The 17,661-nt window shown below is 65.1% G+C and carries 10 protein-coding genes and 6 pseudogenes; 9 read left to right on the plus strand and 7 right to left on the minus strand.

Annotation, left to right across the window (positions count from 1 at the left end; all coding sequences use genetic code 11):
* A pseudogene (locus RHBS_RS12055) lies at window positions 1–532 on the minus strand (alcohol dehydrogenase catalytic domain-containing protein); the annotation flags it as partial.
* Between the two features lie 164 nt (window positions 533–696).
* Between RHBS_RS12055 and sthA the strand changes: the two are divergent.
* From sthA to RHBS_RS12075, 4 genes and pseudogenes are all read left to right on the plus strand, one after another.
* Window positions 697–2,112 carry a Si-specific NAD(P)(+) transhydrogenase gene (sthA, locus tag RHBS_RS12060; RefSeq protein WP_128645650.1) on the plus strand — a complete coding sequence of 472 codons (1,416 nt, stop codon included), beginning with the start codon at window positions 697–699 and terminating at the stop codon, window positions 2,110–2,112.
* Between the two features lie 178 nt (window positions 2,113–2,290).
* Window positions 2,291–3,234 (plus strand): annotated as a pseudogene (locus RHBS_RS12065) (proteasome assembly chaperone family protein).
* Window positions 3,235–3,462: 228 nt separating this feature from the next.
* Window positions 3,463–4,502, plus strand: a pseudogene (locus RHBS_RS12070) (alpha/beta fold hydrolase).
* 71 nt (window positions 4,503–4,573) lie between these two features.
* Window positions 4,574–7,090, plus strand: coding sequence for an RNA helicase (locus RHBS_RS12075; protein ID WP_128645651.1), 2,517 nt, complete (start codon window positions 4,574–4,576; stop codon window positions 7,088–7,090).
* Here RHBS_RS12075 and RHBS_RS12080 read toward each other — a convergent pair.
* Entirely contained in the window at window positions 7,077–8,015 is a 939-nt protein-coding gene (locus RHBS_RS12080) for a hydrogen peroxide-inducible genes activator (RefSeq protein ID WP_128645652.1), read from the minus strand. The two genes, RHBS_RS12075 and RHBS_RS12080, sit on opposite strands and share 14 nt — an antisense overlap.
* Window positions 8,016–8,169: 154 nt before the next feature.
* Between RHBS_RS12080 and RHBS_RS12085 the strand changes: the two genes are divergently transcribed.
* The 3 genes from RHBS_RS12085 (at window position 8,170) to RHBS_RS12095 (ending at window position 10,048) form a co-directional block, all read left to right on the plus strand.
* Window positions 8,170–8,757, plus strand: coding sequence for a peroxiredoxin (locus tag RHBS_RS12085; protein ID WP_128645653.1), 588 nt, complete (start codon window positions 8,170–8,172; stop codon window positions 8,755–8,757).
* A gap of 1 nt (window position 8,758) precedes the next feature.
* Window positions 8,759–9,298, plus strand: a complete 540-nt coding sequence (locus RHBS_RS12090; RefSeq protein ID WP_121870042.1) for a carboxymuconolactone decarboxylase family protein — start codon at window positions 8,759–8,761, stop codon at window positions 9,296–9,298.
* 78 nt (window positions 9,299–9,376) lie between these two features.
* Window positions 9,377–10,048, plus strand: coding sequence for a PhzF family phenazine biosynthesis protein (locus tag RHBS_RS12095; RefSeq protein WP_128645654.1), 672 nt, complete (start codon window positions 9,377–9,379; stop codon window positions 10,046–10,048).
* Here RHBS_RS12095 and RHBS_RS12100 read toward each other — a convergent pair.
* Window positions 10,038–10,681, minus strand: a pseudogene (locus RHBS_RS12100) (hypothetical protein). The gene RHBS_RS12095 and the pseudogene RHBS_RS12100 sit on opposite strands and share 11 nt — an antisense overlap.
* A 38-nt stretch (window positions 10,682–10,719) precedes the next feature.
* Between RHBS_RS12100 and RHBS_RS12105 the strand changes: the two are divergent.
* Window positions 10,720–10,950 (plus strand): hypothetical protein, encoded by a 231-nt coding sequence (locus tag RHBS_RS12105; protein ID WP_128645655.1) that lies wholly within the window; start codon window positions 10,720–10,722, stop codon window positions 10,948–10,950.
* On the opposite strand, the pseudogene RHBS_RS12110 reads toward RHBS_RS12105, so the two are convergent.
* Together RHBS_RS12110 and RHBS_RS12115 are read right to left on the minus strand one after the other, a co-directional pair.
* Window positions 10,934–12,181: pseudogene (locus RHBS_RS12110) on the minus strand (aspartate aminotransferase family protein). The gene RHBS_RS12105 and the pseudogene RHBS_RS12110 sit on opposite strands and share 17 nt — an antisense overlap.
* Window positions 12,182–12,195: 14 nt before the next feature.
* Window positions 12,196–12,858: a Pr6Pr family membrane protein gene (locus RHBS_RS12115; RefSeq protein WP_128645656.1), complete on the minus strand. Its 663-nt coding sequence runs from the start codon at window positions 12,856–12,858 to the stop codon at window positions 12,196–12,198.
* Between the two features lie 68 nt (window positions 12,859–12,926).
* On the opposite strand from RHBS_RS12115, the pseudogene hrpA reads away from it, so the two are divergent.
* Window positions 12,927–16,820: pseudogene (hrpA, locus tag RHBS_RS12120) on the plus strand (ATP-dependent RNA helicase HrpA).
* Between the two features lie 12 nt (window positions 16,821–16,832).
* On the opposite strand, the gene nrdR reads toward hrpA, so the two are convergent.
* A complete protein-coding gene (gene nrdR, locus RHBS_RS12125) occupies window positions 16,833–17,297 on the minus strand; it encodes a transcriptional regulator NrdR (protein ID WP_008716872.1) in 465 nt (154 codons plus the stop codon).
* Between the two features lie 100 nt (window positions 17,298–17,397).
* The coding region (locus tag RHBS_RS28960) for a hypothetical protein (protein WP_236745374.1) at window positions 17,398–17,661 on the minus strand (264 nt) is incomplete at its 5' end.

Genomic DNA, 17,661 nt, shown 5'->3' on the forward strand with positions numbered 1-17,661 from the left:
GAGACGTTGCCGGTGTTCATCGCCGCGCCCAGCCCGGCCATCACTCCACAGCCGAGCAGTCCGACGACGGCGGGATCGGCGTCTGCGGCGACCTTGGTGCACTGGCCCTCGTGCACCAGGGTCTTCTCGGCGAATGCGCCGATGCCCAGAGCCGGTGTCAGCTCGGTGCCGTCCTCGAGGGTCATCTTCTGGCTGCGTTGTGGGTGTCGAAGCAGTACCACGGGGTGCCGCGCTTGCAGGCTCGACATTCGCCGCACACGGCGCGCCAGTTCAGTACGACGAAGTCTCCGACCTCGACGTGCTCGACGCGGTCGCCGATGGTCTCGACGATTCCGGCTGCCTCGTGTCCGAGCAGGAACGGGAACTCGTCGTTGATGCCGCCTTCGCGATAGTGCAGGTCGGTGTGGCACACCCCGCAGGCCTGGATCTTCACGATGACCTCGTTGGGCCCGGGATCGGGGATGGTGATCGTCTCGATGGCGACGGGCTCGCCCTTGCTCTTGGCGACGACGGCGCGGACCTGCTGCGGCATGTGTTCCTCCACTGTAAATCGGGTGTTTCGTGCTGTGTTCAGCCTCGCACAACGCATCAGTACGTGGCGACATCTGCATGGGTTCGACGCACCGAATCGTGGAGTTCACAAGGTTGTGACCGGGTGGGCACGCAGTCTTTGCGTGCGAGCGGTACCTATGACGAATGTCTGAACCCATGGAGTACGACCTGGTGGTCATCGGCTCCGGCCCCGGAGGCCAGAAGGCGGCCATTGCGGCTGCGAAGCTCGGCAAGCGGGTGGCGATCGTGGAGAAGGGCCACATGCTCGGCGGGGTCTGCGTCAACACCGGCACCATTCCGTCCAAGACGCTACGCGAGGCCGTTCTGTATCTCACGGGCATGAATCAACGTGAGCTGTACGGGGCCAGCTACCGGGTGAAGGCCGATATCACTCCGGCCGATCTGCTGGCCCGAACCCAGCACGTGATCGGCAAGGAGATCGAGGTGGTGCGTTCGCAACTGCTCCGCAACCGCATCGAGTTGATCACCGGTGTCGGCAAGTTCCTCGACGCGCACACCATCGTGATCGAGGACGAGTCGCGAGGTGAACGCATCACCGTCAAGGCCGCCAACGTCGTGATCGCCACCGGCACCGCTCCCGCCCGTCCGGCCGACGTCGCATTCGACGACTACCGAGTGCTCGACTCGGACGGAATCCTCAACCTCGAATTCATTCCGGCGTCGATGGTCGTCGTCGGGGCCGGTGTCATCGGAATCGAGTACGCGTCGATGTTCGCTGCTCTGGGAACGAAGGTCACCGTCGTCGAGAAGCGCGATTCGATGCTCGACTTCTGCGATCGCGAGATCATCGAGTCGTTGCAGTTCCACCTCCGCGATCTCGCGGTGACCTTCCGCTTCGGGGAGGCGGTGACCGCTGTCGACGTCGGCCCGAACGGAACGGTGACGACGCTTGCCAGCGGCAAGAGGATCCCGGCGGAGACGGTGATGTACTCGGCCGGTCGCCAGGGTCTGACGACGGCGCTCGAACTCGAGAACGCCGGTCTCGAGTCCGACGCGCGCGGTCGCATCTTCGTCGACGAGCATTTCCAGACCAAGGTCGATCACATCTACGCGGTCGGAGATGTCATCGGATTTCCGGCGTTGGCTGCGACGTCGATGGATCAGGGCAGGTTGGCGGCCTACCACGCGTTCGGCGAGTCGAGCGCCAAGCTGACCGACGTGCAGCCCATCGGCATCTACTCCATTCCCGAGGTCTCGTACGTCGGAGCCACGGAGGTCGACCTGACGAAGGGATCGATCCCCTACGAGGTCGGGGTGTCGAGGTACCGCGAACTCGCTCGGGGTCAGATCGCCGGTGACTCGTACGGGATGTTGAAGTTGCTCGTCTCCACCGAGGACCGGTCGATACTCGGCGTTCACATCTTCGGGTCGGGTGCGACGGATCTGGTGCACATCGGGCAGGCGGTGATGGGGTGCGGCGGCACCGTCGACTACCTCGTCGATGCCGTGTTCAACTACCCGACGCTGTCCGAGGCATACAAGGTCGCAGCCCTCGATGTCACCAACAAGATCCGTGCGCTGGCCAACTTCGACCGCTGACCGGACGGCAGGTCGAACGACTGTCGGGGAATGAACGGCGGGCAGTCGGTTGTTCTTCTCGTGTAGTGATTCGCCACGTTCGACGTCGGCGCGTACACGGCGCGAGCCGAGGGTCGGCGTATTCTGGCTCGAATCTCGCGTCGAGGTACCGACGAGTCGATCCGAAAGGGGCCAGGCCATGACCGAACAGTCGAAGATGTACGAGCTGGAGTTTCCGGCACCGCAAATCTTCTCCAACGACGGTGTCGGACCCGTCCTCGTGCACGGCCTGGAGGGCTTCTCCGACGCAGGTCACGCGGTGAAGTTGGCGACGACTCACCTGCGCGAGAGCCTGGAATCGGAGCTGGTCGCATCGTTCGATGTAGACGAGTTGATCGACTACCGGTCCCGTCGGCCGACGATGACGTTCAAGTCCGATCATTTCTCGGACTACGACGCTCCCGAACTGAACCTCTATGCCGTCAAGGATCGAACCGGCACGCCGTTCCTGTTGCTGGCCGGTATGGAACCGGATCTGCGGTGGGAGAAGTTCACCACCGCTGTGCGCCTGCTCGCCGAACAGCTCGGCGTCCGTAGAACCATCGGTCTCGGGTCGATCCCGATGGCCATTCCGCACACCCGGCCACTCGGTGTGACGGCCCACGCCAGCGACAAGGATCTGGTCAAGGAGGGCAACAGCTGGCAGGTGACCTGCGGGTGCCCGGCAGCGCCTCGTCCCTGCTCGAGCTTCGGATGGCGCAGCACGGTCACGAGTCGATGGGCTTCTCGGTGCACGTCCCGCACTACCTCGCCCAGACGGACTACCCCGGTGCAGCCGAAACGCTGCTCGAGAACGTCGGCGAGGCCGCCGAGTTGGATCTACCGCTGGCCGCGCTGGGTGAAGCTGCGGCGCGGGTTCGGGAGCAGGTGAACGAGCACATCACCGGAAACGAAGAGGTCCAGTCGGTGGTGCAGGCACTCGAGCGTCAGTACGACACCTACGTTGCCGCGCAGGAACAGCAGTCGACGCTGTTGGCCAGTGACGAGCCACTGCCGAGCGGCGACGAGCTCGGTGCCGAGTTCGAGCGCTTCCTCGCCGAGCAGGCCGGTCTCGACGAGGGAGACGGCACCACCGAGCAGTAACAGTGTGAGTGGTCACAGAAGACGATCGCTCGGGCGGGCATATCGGACAGCCCGGGCCGATCGAAACATACCTGTAACCGCAAATACGCTCGATGTTCTGCCCCGAGCGTCATCTCGTGCAAGAGTCGTAGCAACACGTACTCCGGTACGTACGTCTACACACTCGTGCACGGCGTCGCCGTTCTGTATCGCCGCGCGCGGTGCACCAGGGAATTTCAGGAGGCGCAGATGAGCACCAATCCGCGCAGTCGTAAGCTCCGCCCGGTTCCCGACGAAGAGCCACGGCTGATCTTCCGGACCATTCACGGATACCGGCGGGCATTCCGGATGGCCGGTGAAGGTCCGGTGTTGCTGTTGATCCACGGGATCGGCGACAACTCCGAGACGTGGAACGAGGTCATCCCGCACCTCGCGAAGAACTACACCGTCATCGCGCCGGATCTGCTCGGGCACGGTCGCTCGGACAAACCGCGTGCGGACTACTCCGTCGCCGCGTACGCAAACGGCATGCGTGACCTGCTCTCGGTGCTGGGTATCGAACACGTCACCGTCGTCGGTCACTCACTGGGCGGCGGCGTCGCCATGCAGTTCGCTTACCAGTTCCCGGGCATGGTCGACAGGTTGGCTCTGGTGTCCTCCGGTGGCGTCACCAAGGACGTACATCCCATTCTTCGACTGGCGTCCATGCCGTTTCTCAGCGAGGCGGTCAAACTGCTCCGCCTGCCCGGCGCGATCCCCGCGGTCAAATTGGCGGGTGGCCTGCTGAGCAAACTGCACAGCTCTCCCCTGCGCCCCGGGGCGCTTCTGCACGACACTCCGGATCTGATCCGAGTGCTGAGCGAGCTCCCGGCTCCGACGACGTACGAGGCGTATCTGCGGACCCTGCGCGCCGTCGTCGACTGGCGCGGCCAGGTGGTCACGATGCTGGACCGGTGTTATCTGACCGAAAACCTGCCGGTTCTGCTCGTCTGGGGTGACCAGGACTCGGTGATTCCGGTCAGCCATGCTCGCCTCGCTCACTCGGCCATGCCCGGTTCCACGTTGGAGGTGTTCGAGAATTCCGGACACTTCCCGTTCCGAGACGATCCGATGCGCTTCCTGCAGGTCGTGGAGGACTTCATCGATTCCACACCGTCGTTGACGTTCGACGAGGTGCGGTGGCGCAACCTGCTCATCACCGGTGTCGGCGAGGACATGATCACCGGCAGCGCGAGTACGCGCTCGCGGTGCTCGGAGCCATGGGCTCGGACGAACGCAGCGCCACCTGACGCGTCGACTCGCCTTCGCCGGGCGCGGTGTCGATGCGGGTCCGGCCGTCGATCCCACATAGCCTGTAGGGGTGCTTCTCACCGAACTGATTCCCGATGCCGCCGCCGCTGGGTCCGACGGCGTGGATCCGGACGTCCTGTTCGACACGTTCACCACCTGGACTGCCGATCGCGGCCTGACCCTGTATCCCGCACAGGAGGAAGCTCTCATCGAGCTGGTCTCCGGCTCCAACGTCATCCTCGCGACGCCGACCGGGTCGGGTAAGTCGATGGTGGCCATCGGAGCCCATTACGCGGCGATGGCCGCAGGCATTCGCAGCTTCTACACCGCGCCGATCAAGGCACTCGTCAGCGAGAAGTTCTTCGCCCTGTGCGAGATCTTCGGCGCCCAGAACGTCGGCATGATGACCGGCGACGCGTCGGTCAATTCCGGTGCACCGATCATCTGCGCCACCGCCGAGATCGTCGCGAACCTCGCCCTGCGTCAAGGTGCCGGCTCCGATATCGGCCAGGTGATCATGGACGAGTTCCACTACTACTCCGAGCCCGATCGAGGGTGGGCCTGGCAGGTGCCGTTGATCGAGCTGCCGCACGCGCAGTTCCTGTTGATGTCTGCGACGCTGGGCGACGTCTCGTTCTTCCGGGACGATCTGACCCGACGCACCGGACGCACGACCACCGTCGTCTCGGGCACCGAACGGCCGGTTCCGCTGATGTTCTCGTACGTCACCACTCCGATCAGCGAGACCATCGAAGAACTGGTGGAAACGCATCTTGCGCCGGTGTACGTCGTGCATTTCACGCAGGCCGCGGCACTCGAACGAGCCCAGGCGCTGACGAGCGTCAACGTCGCGTCCAAGCAGGAGAAGGCCGAGATAGCCGAGGCCATCGGTGCCTTCCGCTTCACCACCGGTTTCGGGAAGACCCTGTCGAGGCTGGTTCGGCACGGCATCGGGGTGCACCACGCAGGCATGCTTCCCAAGTATCGACGGCTGGTCGAGAAGTTGGCGCAGGACGGCCTGCTCAAGGTGATCTGTGGAACGGACACGTTGGGGGTGGGCATCAACGTCCCCATTCGTACCGTGTTGTTCACCGGCCTGACCAAGTACGACGGCATTCGAACTCGCAAGCTCCGGGCCCGCGAGTTCCACCAGATCGCGGGCCGCGCGGGACGCGCCGGTTACGACACCCTCGGCACCGTTGTGGTCGAGGCCCCCGAACACGACATCGAGAACGCGCGTCTGGTGGCCAAGGCAGGCGACGATCCGAAGAAGCTCAAGCGCGTGCAGCGCAAGAAGGCACCCGACGGTTTCGTCTCGTGGGGCGAGCCGACGTTCGAGCGGATCATTGCCGCAAGCCCGGAGCCGCTCACGTCCCGATTCTCGGTGAGCAACGCCATGCTGCTCAATGTCATTGCCCGGCCGGGCAATTGCTTTCATGCCATGCGCCACCTGCTCGAGGACAATCACGAGACCCGGCCCGCTCAGCGCAAGCACATCCTGCGGGCACTCTCGCTCTACCGCGGTCTGGTCGATGCGGGCATCGTCGAGCAACTCGACGAGCCGGACGCCGACGGTCGACACGCTCGACTGACGGTGGACCTGCAACCGGACTTCGCGCTCAATCAGCCGCTGTCGACGTTCGCGGTCGCGTCCTTCGATCTGCTCGACGCCGAATCACCGACCCATGCCCTCGATGTGGTGTCGATCATCGAATCGACCCTCGACGATCCGCGTCAGATCCTGATGGCGCAGCAACACGCCGCGCGCGGCGAAGCGGTGTCGCAGATGAAGGCCGACGGCATCGAGTACGACGAGCGAATGGAGCTGCTCGAGGAGGTCACGTGGCCGAAACCTCTTGCAGAGCTGCTCGTTCCGGCGTTCGAGATCTATCGGGGCACCCACCCGTGGCTCTCCGAGGTCGGCCTGTCACCCAAGTCCGTGGTGCGCGACATGGTCGAGCGCGCGATGACGTTCGCAGAATTGATCAGCCACTACGGTTTGATGCGGTCCGAGGGACTCGTCCTGCGCTATCTCGCCGACGCCTATCGCACACTGCGCCAGACGGTTCCGCCGGAGTCTCGAACCGAAGAGGTACAGGACATCACCGAGTGGCTGGGCGAGCTCGTCCGGCAGGTGGATTCGAGCCTGCTCGACGAGTGGGAGAACCTGACCGACCCCGGTGCCGAGCCGGAAGCGCTCGTGGAGGCGTACGGATCCGATGTGCCACGTCCGATCTCGGCCAACCCGCGGGCCTTCCGAATTCTCGCGCGCAACGCGATCTTCCGCCGCGTGGACCTAGCGGCGCGCCGACAGTGGAATACGCTCGACGAACTCGACGACGGCCCGGACTGGGAGACGGAACTGGAACCGTTCTTCGCCGAGTACGGCTCGATCGGGACCGGCCCATCGGCCCGCGGCCCCGCGTTGTTCACCCTGAACGTCGGTGCGGAAACCACGACGGTGCGTCAGGTGTTGGAGGACCCCGACGGGGACCACGGCTGGTCGCTCGACGCCGTCGTCGATGTGCCGGAGTCCGACGCGGCGGGCGAGATCGTGTTCGACGAGATCGTGATCACGCCCGGCTGAGGCCACCTGCGTTGCCGGCGCGAACCTCGGCGGCGAGAAGACTTGCCAGCGCACTGTATTCGGCCGAGCGCGCACTCGTGGATCGGTGTACGAGACCGATGGTGCGGCCTGGAGCTGGGTGCGCGAACTCTGCGGTGGACAAGCCCGCACGAGCGACCTCGACATCGACGGCACTGCGCGGCAGCAACGTCAGGCCGAGCCCTCCGGCAACGCACTGCACCACCGTGGTCAACGACGTCGCCCGCGTATCGCTCGCATCGGGCGCGATGTCGACCGAGCGGCACAGGTCCAGGGTCTGCTCGCGCAGACAGTGCCCCTCGTCGAGCAGGAGCAGAGGCAGGCCCCGGAGGTCGGTGACCGTCAGATCCCGACGCCCCGCGAGGGCGTGCTCGGCAGGGAGTGCGAGCACGAAATCCTCTGCGTACATGGGTATTTCGATCAGACCCGGATCAGCGAAGGGCAGCGCGAGAACGGCGACGTCGAGTGCACCGGACCGGAGTGCGTCGAGCAGTCGGGCGGTGTGATCTTCCACTATCTTCGGCACGAGATCGGGGTACTCGGCGCGCACGGCCGGGAGCATTGCCGGCAGCACGTACGGCGCCACGGTGGGAATGATTCCGAGCCGGATACCACCGGTCAGACGACCGCCCAATCCTGCTGCGGTAGCAACCAATCCGTCCACGGCCTCGAGTGCTGCAGTGGCACGACCGAGCAACTGACTGCCGGCCGACGTCAGCAACACCCTGCGGGTGCTGCGCTCGACCAGCTGCACCCCCAGCCCCTGCTCGAGCGCAGCCAGGGCCTGCGACAGAGACGGTTGGCTGATGTTCGATTGCGTTGCTGCAGTGCCGAAATGGCGATGTCGCGCGATCGCTACGAAGGCTCGCAGATGCGACAGGGTCGGCTGATAGCTTCGATCGGTCACGCCTATGAGTGTAGTGCCACTCATCACGTTTACCTTTCACAACATTTTTGGCACACTCGTACCGGTCGGCCGGGCTCGCACGGCTGCAGTCACGCCACCGACCCCAACCGCTCACATACGGAACCGACGCGATCATTCGACACGAGGAGACCACATGGCACTGTTGACAATTGGCGACCAGTTCCCTTCATACAACCTGACCGCCGTCATCGGCGGAGACCTGTCCAAGGTGAACGCCCAGCAGCCCGACGACTACTTCACCACGGTCACCAGTGACGATCACGCAGGCAAGTGGCGCATCGTCTTCTTCTGGCCCAAGGACTTCACGTTCGTCTGCCCCACCGAGATCGCCGCGTTCGGCAAGCTGAACGAGGAGTTCGAGGACCGCGATGCACAGGTCCTCGGCGCTTCGGTCGACAACGAGTTCGTCCACTTCCAGTGGCGAGCACAGCACGACGAGCTCAAGGCGCTTCCCTTCCCCATGCTGTCGGACCTCAAGCGCGAATTGGCCTCTGCCACTGGCGTTCTCAACGCCGACGGCGTTGCCGACCGCGCCACGTTCATCGTCGACCCCAACAACGAGATCCAGTTCGTGTCGGTCACGGCAGGCTCGGTCGGACGCAACGTGGACGAGGTCCTGCGAGTTCTCGATGCCCTGCAGTCCGACGAGCTGTGCGCCTGCAACTGGAAGAAGGGTGATCCCACCATCGACGCGGGCGAACTGCTGACGGCGAGCGTCTGACATGACGATCGACAACCTCAAGAACGCCGTCCCCGAGTACGCCAAGGACCTCAAGCTCAACCTCGGTTCCATCGCTCGTTCCACGGTTCTCAGCGAGCAGCAGCTGTGGGGCACCCTGCTGTCGGTGGCCGCAGCGTCGAAGTCCGCAACGACGCTGAAGGAGATCGCCGAGGACGCCGCCGATTCACTGTCGGCCGAGGCGTACAACGCGGCACTCGGTGCCGCGTCGATCATGGGCATGAACAACGTCTTCTACCGAACCAAGGGGTACCTGGACGGTAAGTACGACGATCTGCGCGCCGGCCTGCGCATGAACATCATCGGCAACCCCGGCGTGGACAAGGCCGACTTCGAGCTGTGGTCGCTCGCGGTGTCGGCCGTCAACGGGTGCAACCACTGCCTGGAGGCACACGAGAAGACTCTGCGTGCCGAGGGCGTCGACCGCGAGACGATCTTCGAGGCCATCCGCGCCGCGTCGATCGTCGCGGGTGTCGCGCAGGCGATCGAAGCAGGCCGAATCCTCGACGGTGCCTCCGTCTGAGCTTCGACTCGATCTGTTCACCGAACGAGGGATCCGCGGCCGCGGGTCCCTCGTTCGGCGTTTGGAAGCGTCCGGGGTATGGCTACCGACGTGTCCGTCGTCCGAGTGTTCACCGATGCCGACGGTAGATTCGGCAACCCCCTCGGCATCGTGGCCGCAGATGACGTCGACGAGGCGGACAGGCAGCAGTTCGCCACCGAGCTCGGCTTCAGCGAGACGGTGTTCGTTCATCGCTCCGAGTCCGGTACGGCCTCGGCCACCATCTACACCCCCGCCGTGGAGCTGCCCTTCGCCGGACATCCCACGGTCGGACTCTCGTGGTGGCTCCGAGAGCAGGGCCACCCGGTCGGGGTGCTCACCGTCCCTGCCGCACCGTTGAACATCCGCTACGACGGCGAACACACCTGGGTTCGCGCCCGCGCCGACTGGACTCCGCAGTTCACCTTCCATCAGGTCGACGATGCGGCCGAGGTGGCGGCAGCAGACCCGAGTGCGTACGACAGTGGGCACCACTACGTCTGGGCCTGGACCGACGAAGAGCACGGCGCACTACGCTCGCGCATGTTCGCGCCGATGATGGGTATCGCCGAGGACGAGGCGACCGGTGCTGCCGCTGTCCGGCTGACCGGCGAACTCGGTCGGAGTCTGAACATCGTGCAGGGAGCCGGATCTCGGTTGCACACCACCGTCGACGACGGCTGGGTGGAACTGGGCGGACGCACCGCGGCGGACGCGTCGATCAGCGTGTGACGGGTACGTCCACTTCGATTTCCTCGCCCAGACGAACTCCGTCGGCGAGCGGGAGCCGGTCGCCGCTCCAGAACTTGCCGGGGTCGAACCAGTTGGCCTTCTTGTTGCCGGTGAGCAGACCCATCGCGTCGTAGGTCATGGCGACCACCTCGGCGCAGTAAGCGGTTTCGAGGGCGGCTCCCTCGCGTCGCTGCGCCGCAGTGCGGGGACTCGGCCCCGGAACCACCGTCCGGCCAGCGCCGCAGTGGTCGGGAAAGCCGTTCCGTCCATGCGGGCGATGGTGCGCAGCAGGGCATCTTCCTGCGCTGTCGTCACGGACTCGTCCAATTGTCGCAGCCAACAACGCTGTTCGTACTTCGTGGCCCATTGGGTGACGGCCGCACGCAGATCGTGCAGCTGAACGCCGCGTTGAAAATTTCCGCTCCACATGTCCTGCAACGACTTTCCCAGTTCGGCGTGCCACATCAACGGCGGCAGGTCGTCGATCACGACGGCCATTCCGACGTGGTTGACGGGACTGTTGGTCAGTGCCTGGATAGCGCGATCGGCGTTCGACTGTCCGCGGAAGATCCAGATGTCGCCCGTTCTGGTGGCCTCGACTGCGGTATCGAGGCTGATTCGCGACGGATTCATGGTCCACACCCTAGATCTCGTGACGGTACGGTGGCCGGATGAACGTGTGGAAGGCCCTCGGTCTCGCCGGGATGGTCGGTGTCGCGGCTACCGGGGCGTTGGTGGTCCGTTCCGAACGCAAGCGTCGTGCGTATGCGCCCGAGGAAGTGCGCGATCAGTTGCATCGGCGCTTTGCCGCCATCTCCGACGAGCCGCAGCCGGCAGCTGCTCCCCCGCTCTCGCGCGGTAAGCAGCTGCTGAGCAGGCTCCGGTTCAGCCGAGCGCGCTGAGGATTCGCGCGGCCAGCTCTTCGATCTCGCGTCGGTCATCACGAATGCCGGCGAGATCTGCATCGCACCCTGACCGGCCGCGCGGCTCGATACGCCGTGCGCTCGAAGCGTCTTGACGAAGGGCAATGCCTCGGCCGGGTCGGCGAGCTGCACGGCGGCAACCGCACCGATTCCGCTGCGGATCTCCGACACTCGCTCGTGTGCGGCCAGTGGCGCGAGGTGGGTGTGCAACGCTGCTCGATGCGCTTCGAGTGTGACAGCAGTTCCTCGCGCTCGATGATGTCGAGGTTGGCCATCGCTGCCGCGGCCGCTCCGGCATGGCCACCGTAGGTGTACCCGTGCCGCCACCACACGCCGCCCGCGAAGAACGGCTCGGCGATCGTCGGGGCGATGAACACAGCACCCATCGGTACGTATCCGGATGTCAGGCCTTTGGCGGTGGTCATCAGGTCGGGTTCGAGCTCGAATCGGGTGGAGGCGAACCAGCTGCCGCCGATCCGGCCGAATCCGGTGACGACCTCGTCCGCGACGAACAGTACGTCGTTGTCGCGGCAGATCTGCCGCACCTCGCGCAGGTACCCCTCCGGCGGCAGGTAGATTCCGCCTGCACCGATGACGGGCTCACAGAAGAATGCGGCCACGTTCTCGGCACCGACCTCCTCGATCAGCGCCAGCAGAGACTTCGCGTCGTCCCACGCCACCGTTCGGGCGTCGGACATGAGCTCGCCGTAGTGCTCCTTGTTCACCGGAATGCCGGCGAGAGCAGTCCCCGCGACATGCATCCCGTGGTAGGCCTTCTGCCGACCGACGATCAGTTTCTTGCTCGGTCGACCCATTTCCACCCAGTAGCGCCGCGCGAGTTTCGCGGCGGTATCGATGGAGTCCGAGCCACCCGAGGTGAAGAAGATCTTGCTGCCCGGTACCGGGGCGATCGCGGCGAGACGATCGGCGAGCGCGAGTGTGGTCTCGGGTACGAAGTCGCCGAAGTTCGAGTAGTGAGCGATCGAGCTCAACTGCGTCGCAACGGCGTCGGCGATCTCACGACGGCCGTGGCCGACATTGGTGAACCACAGGCCCGCGGTCGCGTCGAGGTACTCGGTACCCGCGTGGTCGTAGATGTAGGCACCCTCACCGCGAGAGACGACGAACGGGCCGCCGGCCGTGACGGCACCCATGTCGCGAAGCCGTGCCAGAGCGCGGAAGAGTGTGTGGTTCCGGTGGCAGAAGACATGCGGTACACAGTAGTCACGTGGATCCGGCCGAGCCCGATCCGTACCTCCACCGTCCGGCGATCCGCCCGAGTGCACCGACCGCAAGAGCCATCAGCGCGAAGGCGACGGTGAGAACCAGCAAGCCGATCACGAGCGCGAGGTAGCCCTGGACCCGTGGGTCGAGAAACGGGTAGGGATACCAATCGACAACGGGCCCACGGACGAGAGTGTAGATCCCGTAGAGAAGCGGAAACAGCAGCCATGTCAGGCTGCGCGATTCCGAGATCTGCCGTCGCGGTGGTGTGAGGATCCAGTCGATCAGCAGGACGACGGGCATGATGCGATGCACCACGTTGTTCGTCCACGGATCCGCCACGCCCACATCGATGTTCGCCAGCAGTACTGCGTAGATGATTCCGGTGATGACCATGTACAGGGTGACGGCACCACGGATGAGCTGCCAGTGTGCTGCCCGTGGATCGATGACACCCCCAACCGTCAACACCAGCACCGTCAGCACGTTGCTCATGACGGTGAAGTAGCTGAAATAGTTGGCCAACGAGAACGTCGGGGACGCGAGACCGTCCACGACGATCGAGATCAGTGCCGAGGCAGTGAGCACTGCGAACAGCACGCGCAACGTCCTGATCGGTACGGGAGTGCGCGCTGGGCCGGTCACATCCTGCGAGATGCTCATGCGGCGATCCTGGCACAGTCACGGCCTGCATTCGGCGGCACTGCCGATACGGATATCCTGGTCCGAGTATGTCTACCTCGAATCCGTCCGTTCAGCGTCGCGCTCTCGCCACACGTCTGGCCCAGGTCACCATCCGCGACGAGAACCGGCTGCGGCGACGACTGGACAAGGCTCGCACCGACGACGCATTCGCCGCTCTCGACCGCGACATCGCCCGCGCCGAAACCGTGGTCGCCAATCGCCGAGCTGCGGTCCCCACCCTCGAATTTCCCGAGTCACTTCCGGTCAGTCTTCGCAAGGACGACATCGCAGCGGCCATCGCCGAGCACCAGGTGGTCATCGTCGCCGGCGAGACCGGATCCGGCAAGACCACTCAGATTCCCAAGATCTGCCTCGAACTGGGGCGCGGGATCCGGGGCTCGATCGGTCACACGCAGCCCCGTCGGCTCGCCGCGCGTACCGTGGCCGAGCGCATCGCCGAGGAGGTGGGCGAACCACTGGGTGAATCCATCGGCTACAAGGTGAGATTCACCGACCAGTCCTCGGATTCGACCCTCGTCAAGCTGATGACCGACGGCATCCTGCTGGCGGAGATCCAGCGAGACAGACTGCTCCGTCAGTACGACACCCTGATCATCGACGAGGCCCACGAGCGCAGCCTCAACATCGACTTCATCCTGGGCTACCTCGCGCAGCTTCTCCCCCGCAGACCCGACCTGAAGATCGTCATCACCTCGGCGACGATCGATCCCGAACGGTTCGCTCAGCACTTCGCACGGGACGGCGTGCCCGCGCCGATCATCGAGGTCTCCGGCCGCACGTTCCCGGTCGAAATGCGCTATCGACCACTGACTGTCGACGCCGGAGACACGACGATCGACCTCGACCCCGTCGACGCGACCTGCCAGCCGTCGACGAGCTGATGGCCGAGGGCGACGGCGACATTCTTGTATTTCTGTCGGGGGAACGCGAGATTCGCGACACCGCCGATGCGTTGAACGACCGCAATCTGCGCAACACCGAGATCGTTCCGCTGTACGCGAGACTCTCTGCGGCCGAGCAGCATCGAGTGTTCTCACCGCACTCGGGCAGGCGCGTGGTGCTCTCGACGAACGTTGCGGAGACGTCGCTGACGGTCCCCGGCATCCGCTACGTGGTGGACCCGGGTACGGCCCGAATCTCGCGATACTCGTTGCGAACCAAGGTTCAGCGGCTCCCCATCGAGCCGATCTCCCAGGCATCGGCGCGGCAGCGGGCCGGCCGCTGTGGCCGCGTTGCCGACGGCATCTGCATCCGGTTGTATTCCGAAGAGGATTTCGAGTCGCGTCCGCAGTTCACCGAGCCGGAGATTCTGCGTACCAACCTGGCGTCGTGATCCTGCAGATGACCGCACTCGGGCTGGGCAAGATCGATGCGTTCCCGTTCGTCGAACCGCCCGATCCGCGCAGCATCAGGGACGGCATCGGACTGCTCGAGGAACTCGGGGCGCTCAAACCTGCCACCAAGGACGGCACCGCGGAGCTCACCCCCATCGGCCGTGAACTCTCGGCACTACCGGTCGATCCTCGGATGGCGCGGATGCTCGTCGAGGCCAACGGCAACGGCTCTCTGCGCGACGCGTTGGTGGTCGTGGCCGCCTTGTCGATTCAGGACGTTCGGGAGCGGCCGGCCGAGCATCAGCAAGCGGCGGACGAGAAGCATGCGCGTTTCGCGGTGGAGAACTCCGACTTCCTCGCGTACGTGAAGCTCTGGACCTATCTGCGCGAACAGCGGAACGAATTGTCCTCCAACCAGTTCCGACGCATGTGCCGCACCGAGTTCCTGCACTATCTACGGATTCGCGAGTGGCAGGATCTGCACGGCCAGCTGCGTCAGATCACCCGCGGGCTCGGGTGGACGGTGCCCGACGCGACTCCACCGAGACCGCACTGCATCAGTCGCTACTGTCCGGACTGCTCTCGCACGTCGGCCTCAGGGAGGGCGACAAGCGCGAGTTCCTCGGCGCGCGCGGAGCTCACTTCGCCATCTTCCCCGGGTCGGGTCTGTTCAAGAAGCCCCCGCGCTGGGTCATGGCCGCCGAACTGGTCGAGACCGGACGCCTGTGGGGCCGGATGGCTGCTCGCATCGAGCCAGAGTGGGCCGAGCGGTTGGCACCGCACCTGGTCAAGCGGACGTACTCGGAACCGCACTGGTCCATCAAGCGGGAATCGGCGATGGCCTACGAACGGGTGACGCTGTACGGCATTCCGTTGGTGACGCAACGTCCGGTGAACTACCACCGCATCGACGCCGAGGCGTCCCGAGAGCTGTTCATCAGACATGCGCTGGTGGAGGGTGAATGGAAGACCCAGCACGCGTTCTTCCACAAGAACCGGGCTCTGCTCGACGACGTGGGTGAACTCGAACATCGCGCACGGCGACGAGACATCGTGGTCGACGACGATGCTCTCTTCGACTTCTACGACGCACGCATCGCCCCGGAGGCGGTGTCGGCGAGGCACTTCGACACCTGGTGGAAGAAGGCCCGCAGACAGGACCCGCACCTACTCGACTTCACCACCGACACCGTCGTCAACTCCGACGCGGCCTCGGTACTGACCGGGGCGTATCCCGACGCATGGCGACAGGGCGAGATCCAGTTCCCCCTGACGTATCAGTTCGAGCCGGGCACCGCGGCCGACGGAGTCACCGCTCGTATTCCGATCGCGCTGCTCGCTCAGGTACAGCCGGTGGGCTTCGACTGGCTGGTCCCGGGGATGCGCGGCGAGTTGGTGACCGCTCTGATCAAGACACTGCCGAAGGCACTGCGCCGCAACGTCGTCCCGGCTCCCGACTTCGCGGCCGCGGCGTTGGCGGTCATGAAGCCGCGCGCGGAAACTCTGGTGACGGCCTTGGCACGTGAGCTGTCTCGGGCTGCGCAGTGCCACATCACGGCGAAGGACTTCGATGTTGCGGCACTGCCCGAGCACCTGAGGATGACGTTCGCGGCCGTCGACCCGTCCGGAAAGGTGTTGGGCAGCAACAAGGATCTGACCGTTCTGCGCACCGAACTGTCCGGGGAGGTCGGTCGCCAGGTGGCGAGTGCGGTGGGTGACGCGGAACGCGCGCCCTCGCTGGCCTGGACTTCGGGCACGCTCGGCCGGTTGGAGTCGACGGTCACCAGAGAAGTGGCCGGACAGAAGGTCACCGGCTACCCGGCGTTGGTACCCGAGGGACCGGGCGTCGCGGTGCGGGTCCTCAGCACCCCCGCCGAGGCGCGGGCCGCGATGCGGTCGGGAACCCGAGCCCTGCTGCTGTCGACGGCACCGAAGGGAACCAAGGCATTGCTGGCCGGACTACCGACCGCCGAACGCCTTGCCCTGGGCCAGAATCCGTACGGCGGAGTCGATGCGCTCCTCGAAGAATGCCGGGCTCTGGCGGTCGAGGAAGCGATGGATGCGCACGGTGGACCGGTACGCGATCCCGAGGCCTTCGACAAGCTCAGGGCACTCGTCGACGCGGAGGTTCCGCAGCGTACCGCCGCGGTGCTGGCCCTGGTTCGCCCGGTGTTGACCGCTGCCCTGGCACTGTCCGCGCAACTGCACTCCTCCTCGGGTGAGCCGGCGGACGATGTTCGGGAACAGCTCGACGGCTTGATCTTTCGCGGGTTCGTCACCGAGTTCGGTTCTCGCAGATTGGCGGACCTGCCGCGCTATCTGGCCGCTGCGACGAAGCGGTTGGCGACGCTGCCGAGCAGTGCAGGCCGGGACGCGGCGGCGATGGACGTACTCGATCGGGTGTACGCCTCGTACGGACGACTGTTGGATTCGCTTCCGGAAAGCAGAAAGAACAGTTCCGGGGTACAGGAGCTGTTCTGGATGATCGAGGAACTGCGCGTCGGACTGTTCGCCCAGGGCATTCGCACGGCGTATCCGGTATCGGAGAAGCGCATCGAGAAGGCGATCTCGGACCAGAGTCGTTGACGGGCGGGACTGTCAGTCGATGTCGGCGGACTCGCGGTGCTTGCGCAGTTCGTGGATTTCCTTCTCGAAGTCCTCGGCCGAGCTGAACGAGCGGTAGACGGAAGCGAAGCGCAGGTAAGCCACTTCGTCCAGATCGCGGAGCGGACCGAGTATGGCCAACCCCACTTCGTTGCTGGGGATCTCCGCGGATCCCGCTGCACGGATGGCGTCCTCGACCTGCTGTGCCAGCAGGTTCAGCGCGTCGTTGTCGACATCTCTGCCCTGGCAGGCACGTCGGACTCCCTTGACGACTTTCTCGCGGCTGAACGGCTCGGTGACGCCGCTGCGCTTCACGACTGCGAGCACGGCAGCCTCGACAGTCGTGAATCGACGACCGCACTCAGGGCAGGAGCGACGCCGCCGGATTGCTTGCCCCTCGTCCATCTCACGCGAGTCGACCACGCGTGAGTCGGGATGCCTGCAGAACGGGCAATGCATGAGGGATCCTCCGTCGTAGCCGATGCTCCGACGACGAGCACGCACATCGGGGCAGTCTGTCGAGGATACTCAGTCTTCTCGAACCCGACGGGGCCGGTGGTCATCTGCCGGGCGTGTACTCGACGACAGCTCCGTCGTGCACCTCGACCACACCCGCCGGTTGCGCGCCGGCCTCGGGGGCAACGGCCCGCAGGTTCGCAATGCCGATCAGTCCGCCCGCGACGACCAGGACCGCCAACATCCACAACATCAGCGATCGAATCCGAACAGGCTGGCTCGCGAAGTGCGCCGAGGTCGCGTCGAACTCGCGATCGGCCACCTCGCGATCGGTGACGTCGGTCCACGACGGGTCCAGGACGGGCAG

Origin of the sequence: Rhodococcus sp. BS-15 (genome assembly GCF_000813105.1) — a bacterium.
Classification (GTDB): Bacteria; Actinomycetota; Actinomycetes; order Mycobacteriales; family Mycobacteriaceae; genus Rhodococcoides.

Coding starts and splice junctions, on each gene's coding strand:
- sthA (WP_128645650.1), top strand. CDS start 697: ATGTCTGAACCCATGGAGTACGACCTGGTGGTCATCGGCTCCGGCCCC.
- RHBS_RS12085 (WP_128645653.1), top strand. CDS start 8,170: ATGGCACTGTTGACAATTGGCGACCAGTTCCCTTCATACAACCTGACC.
- RHBS_RS12090 (WP_121870042.1), top strand. CDS start 8,759: ATGACGATCGACAACCTCAAGAACGCCGTCCCCGAGTACGCCAAGGAC.
- RHBS_RS12095 (WP_128645654.1), top strand. CDS start 9,377: ATGGCTACCGACGTGTCCGTCGTCCGAGTGTTCACCGATGCCGACGGT.
- RHBS_RS12105 (WP_128645655.1), top strand. CDS start 10,720: ATGAACGTGTGGAAGGCCCTCGGTCTCGCCGGGATGGTCGGTGTCGCG.
- RHBS_RS12115 (WP_128645656.1), bottom strand. CDS start 12,858: ATGAGCATCTCGCAGGATGTGACCGGCCCAGCGCGCACTCCCGTACCG.
- nrdR (WP_008716872.1), bottom strand. CDS start 17,297: ATGCATTGCCCGTTCTGCAGGCATCCCGACTCACGCGTGGTCGACTCG.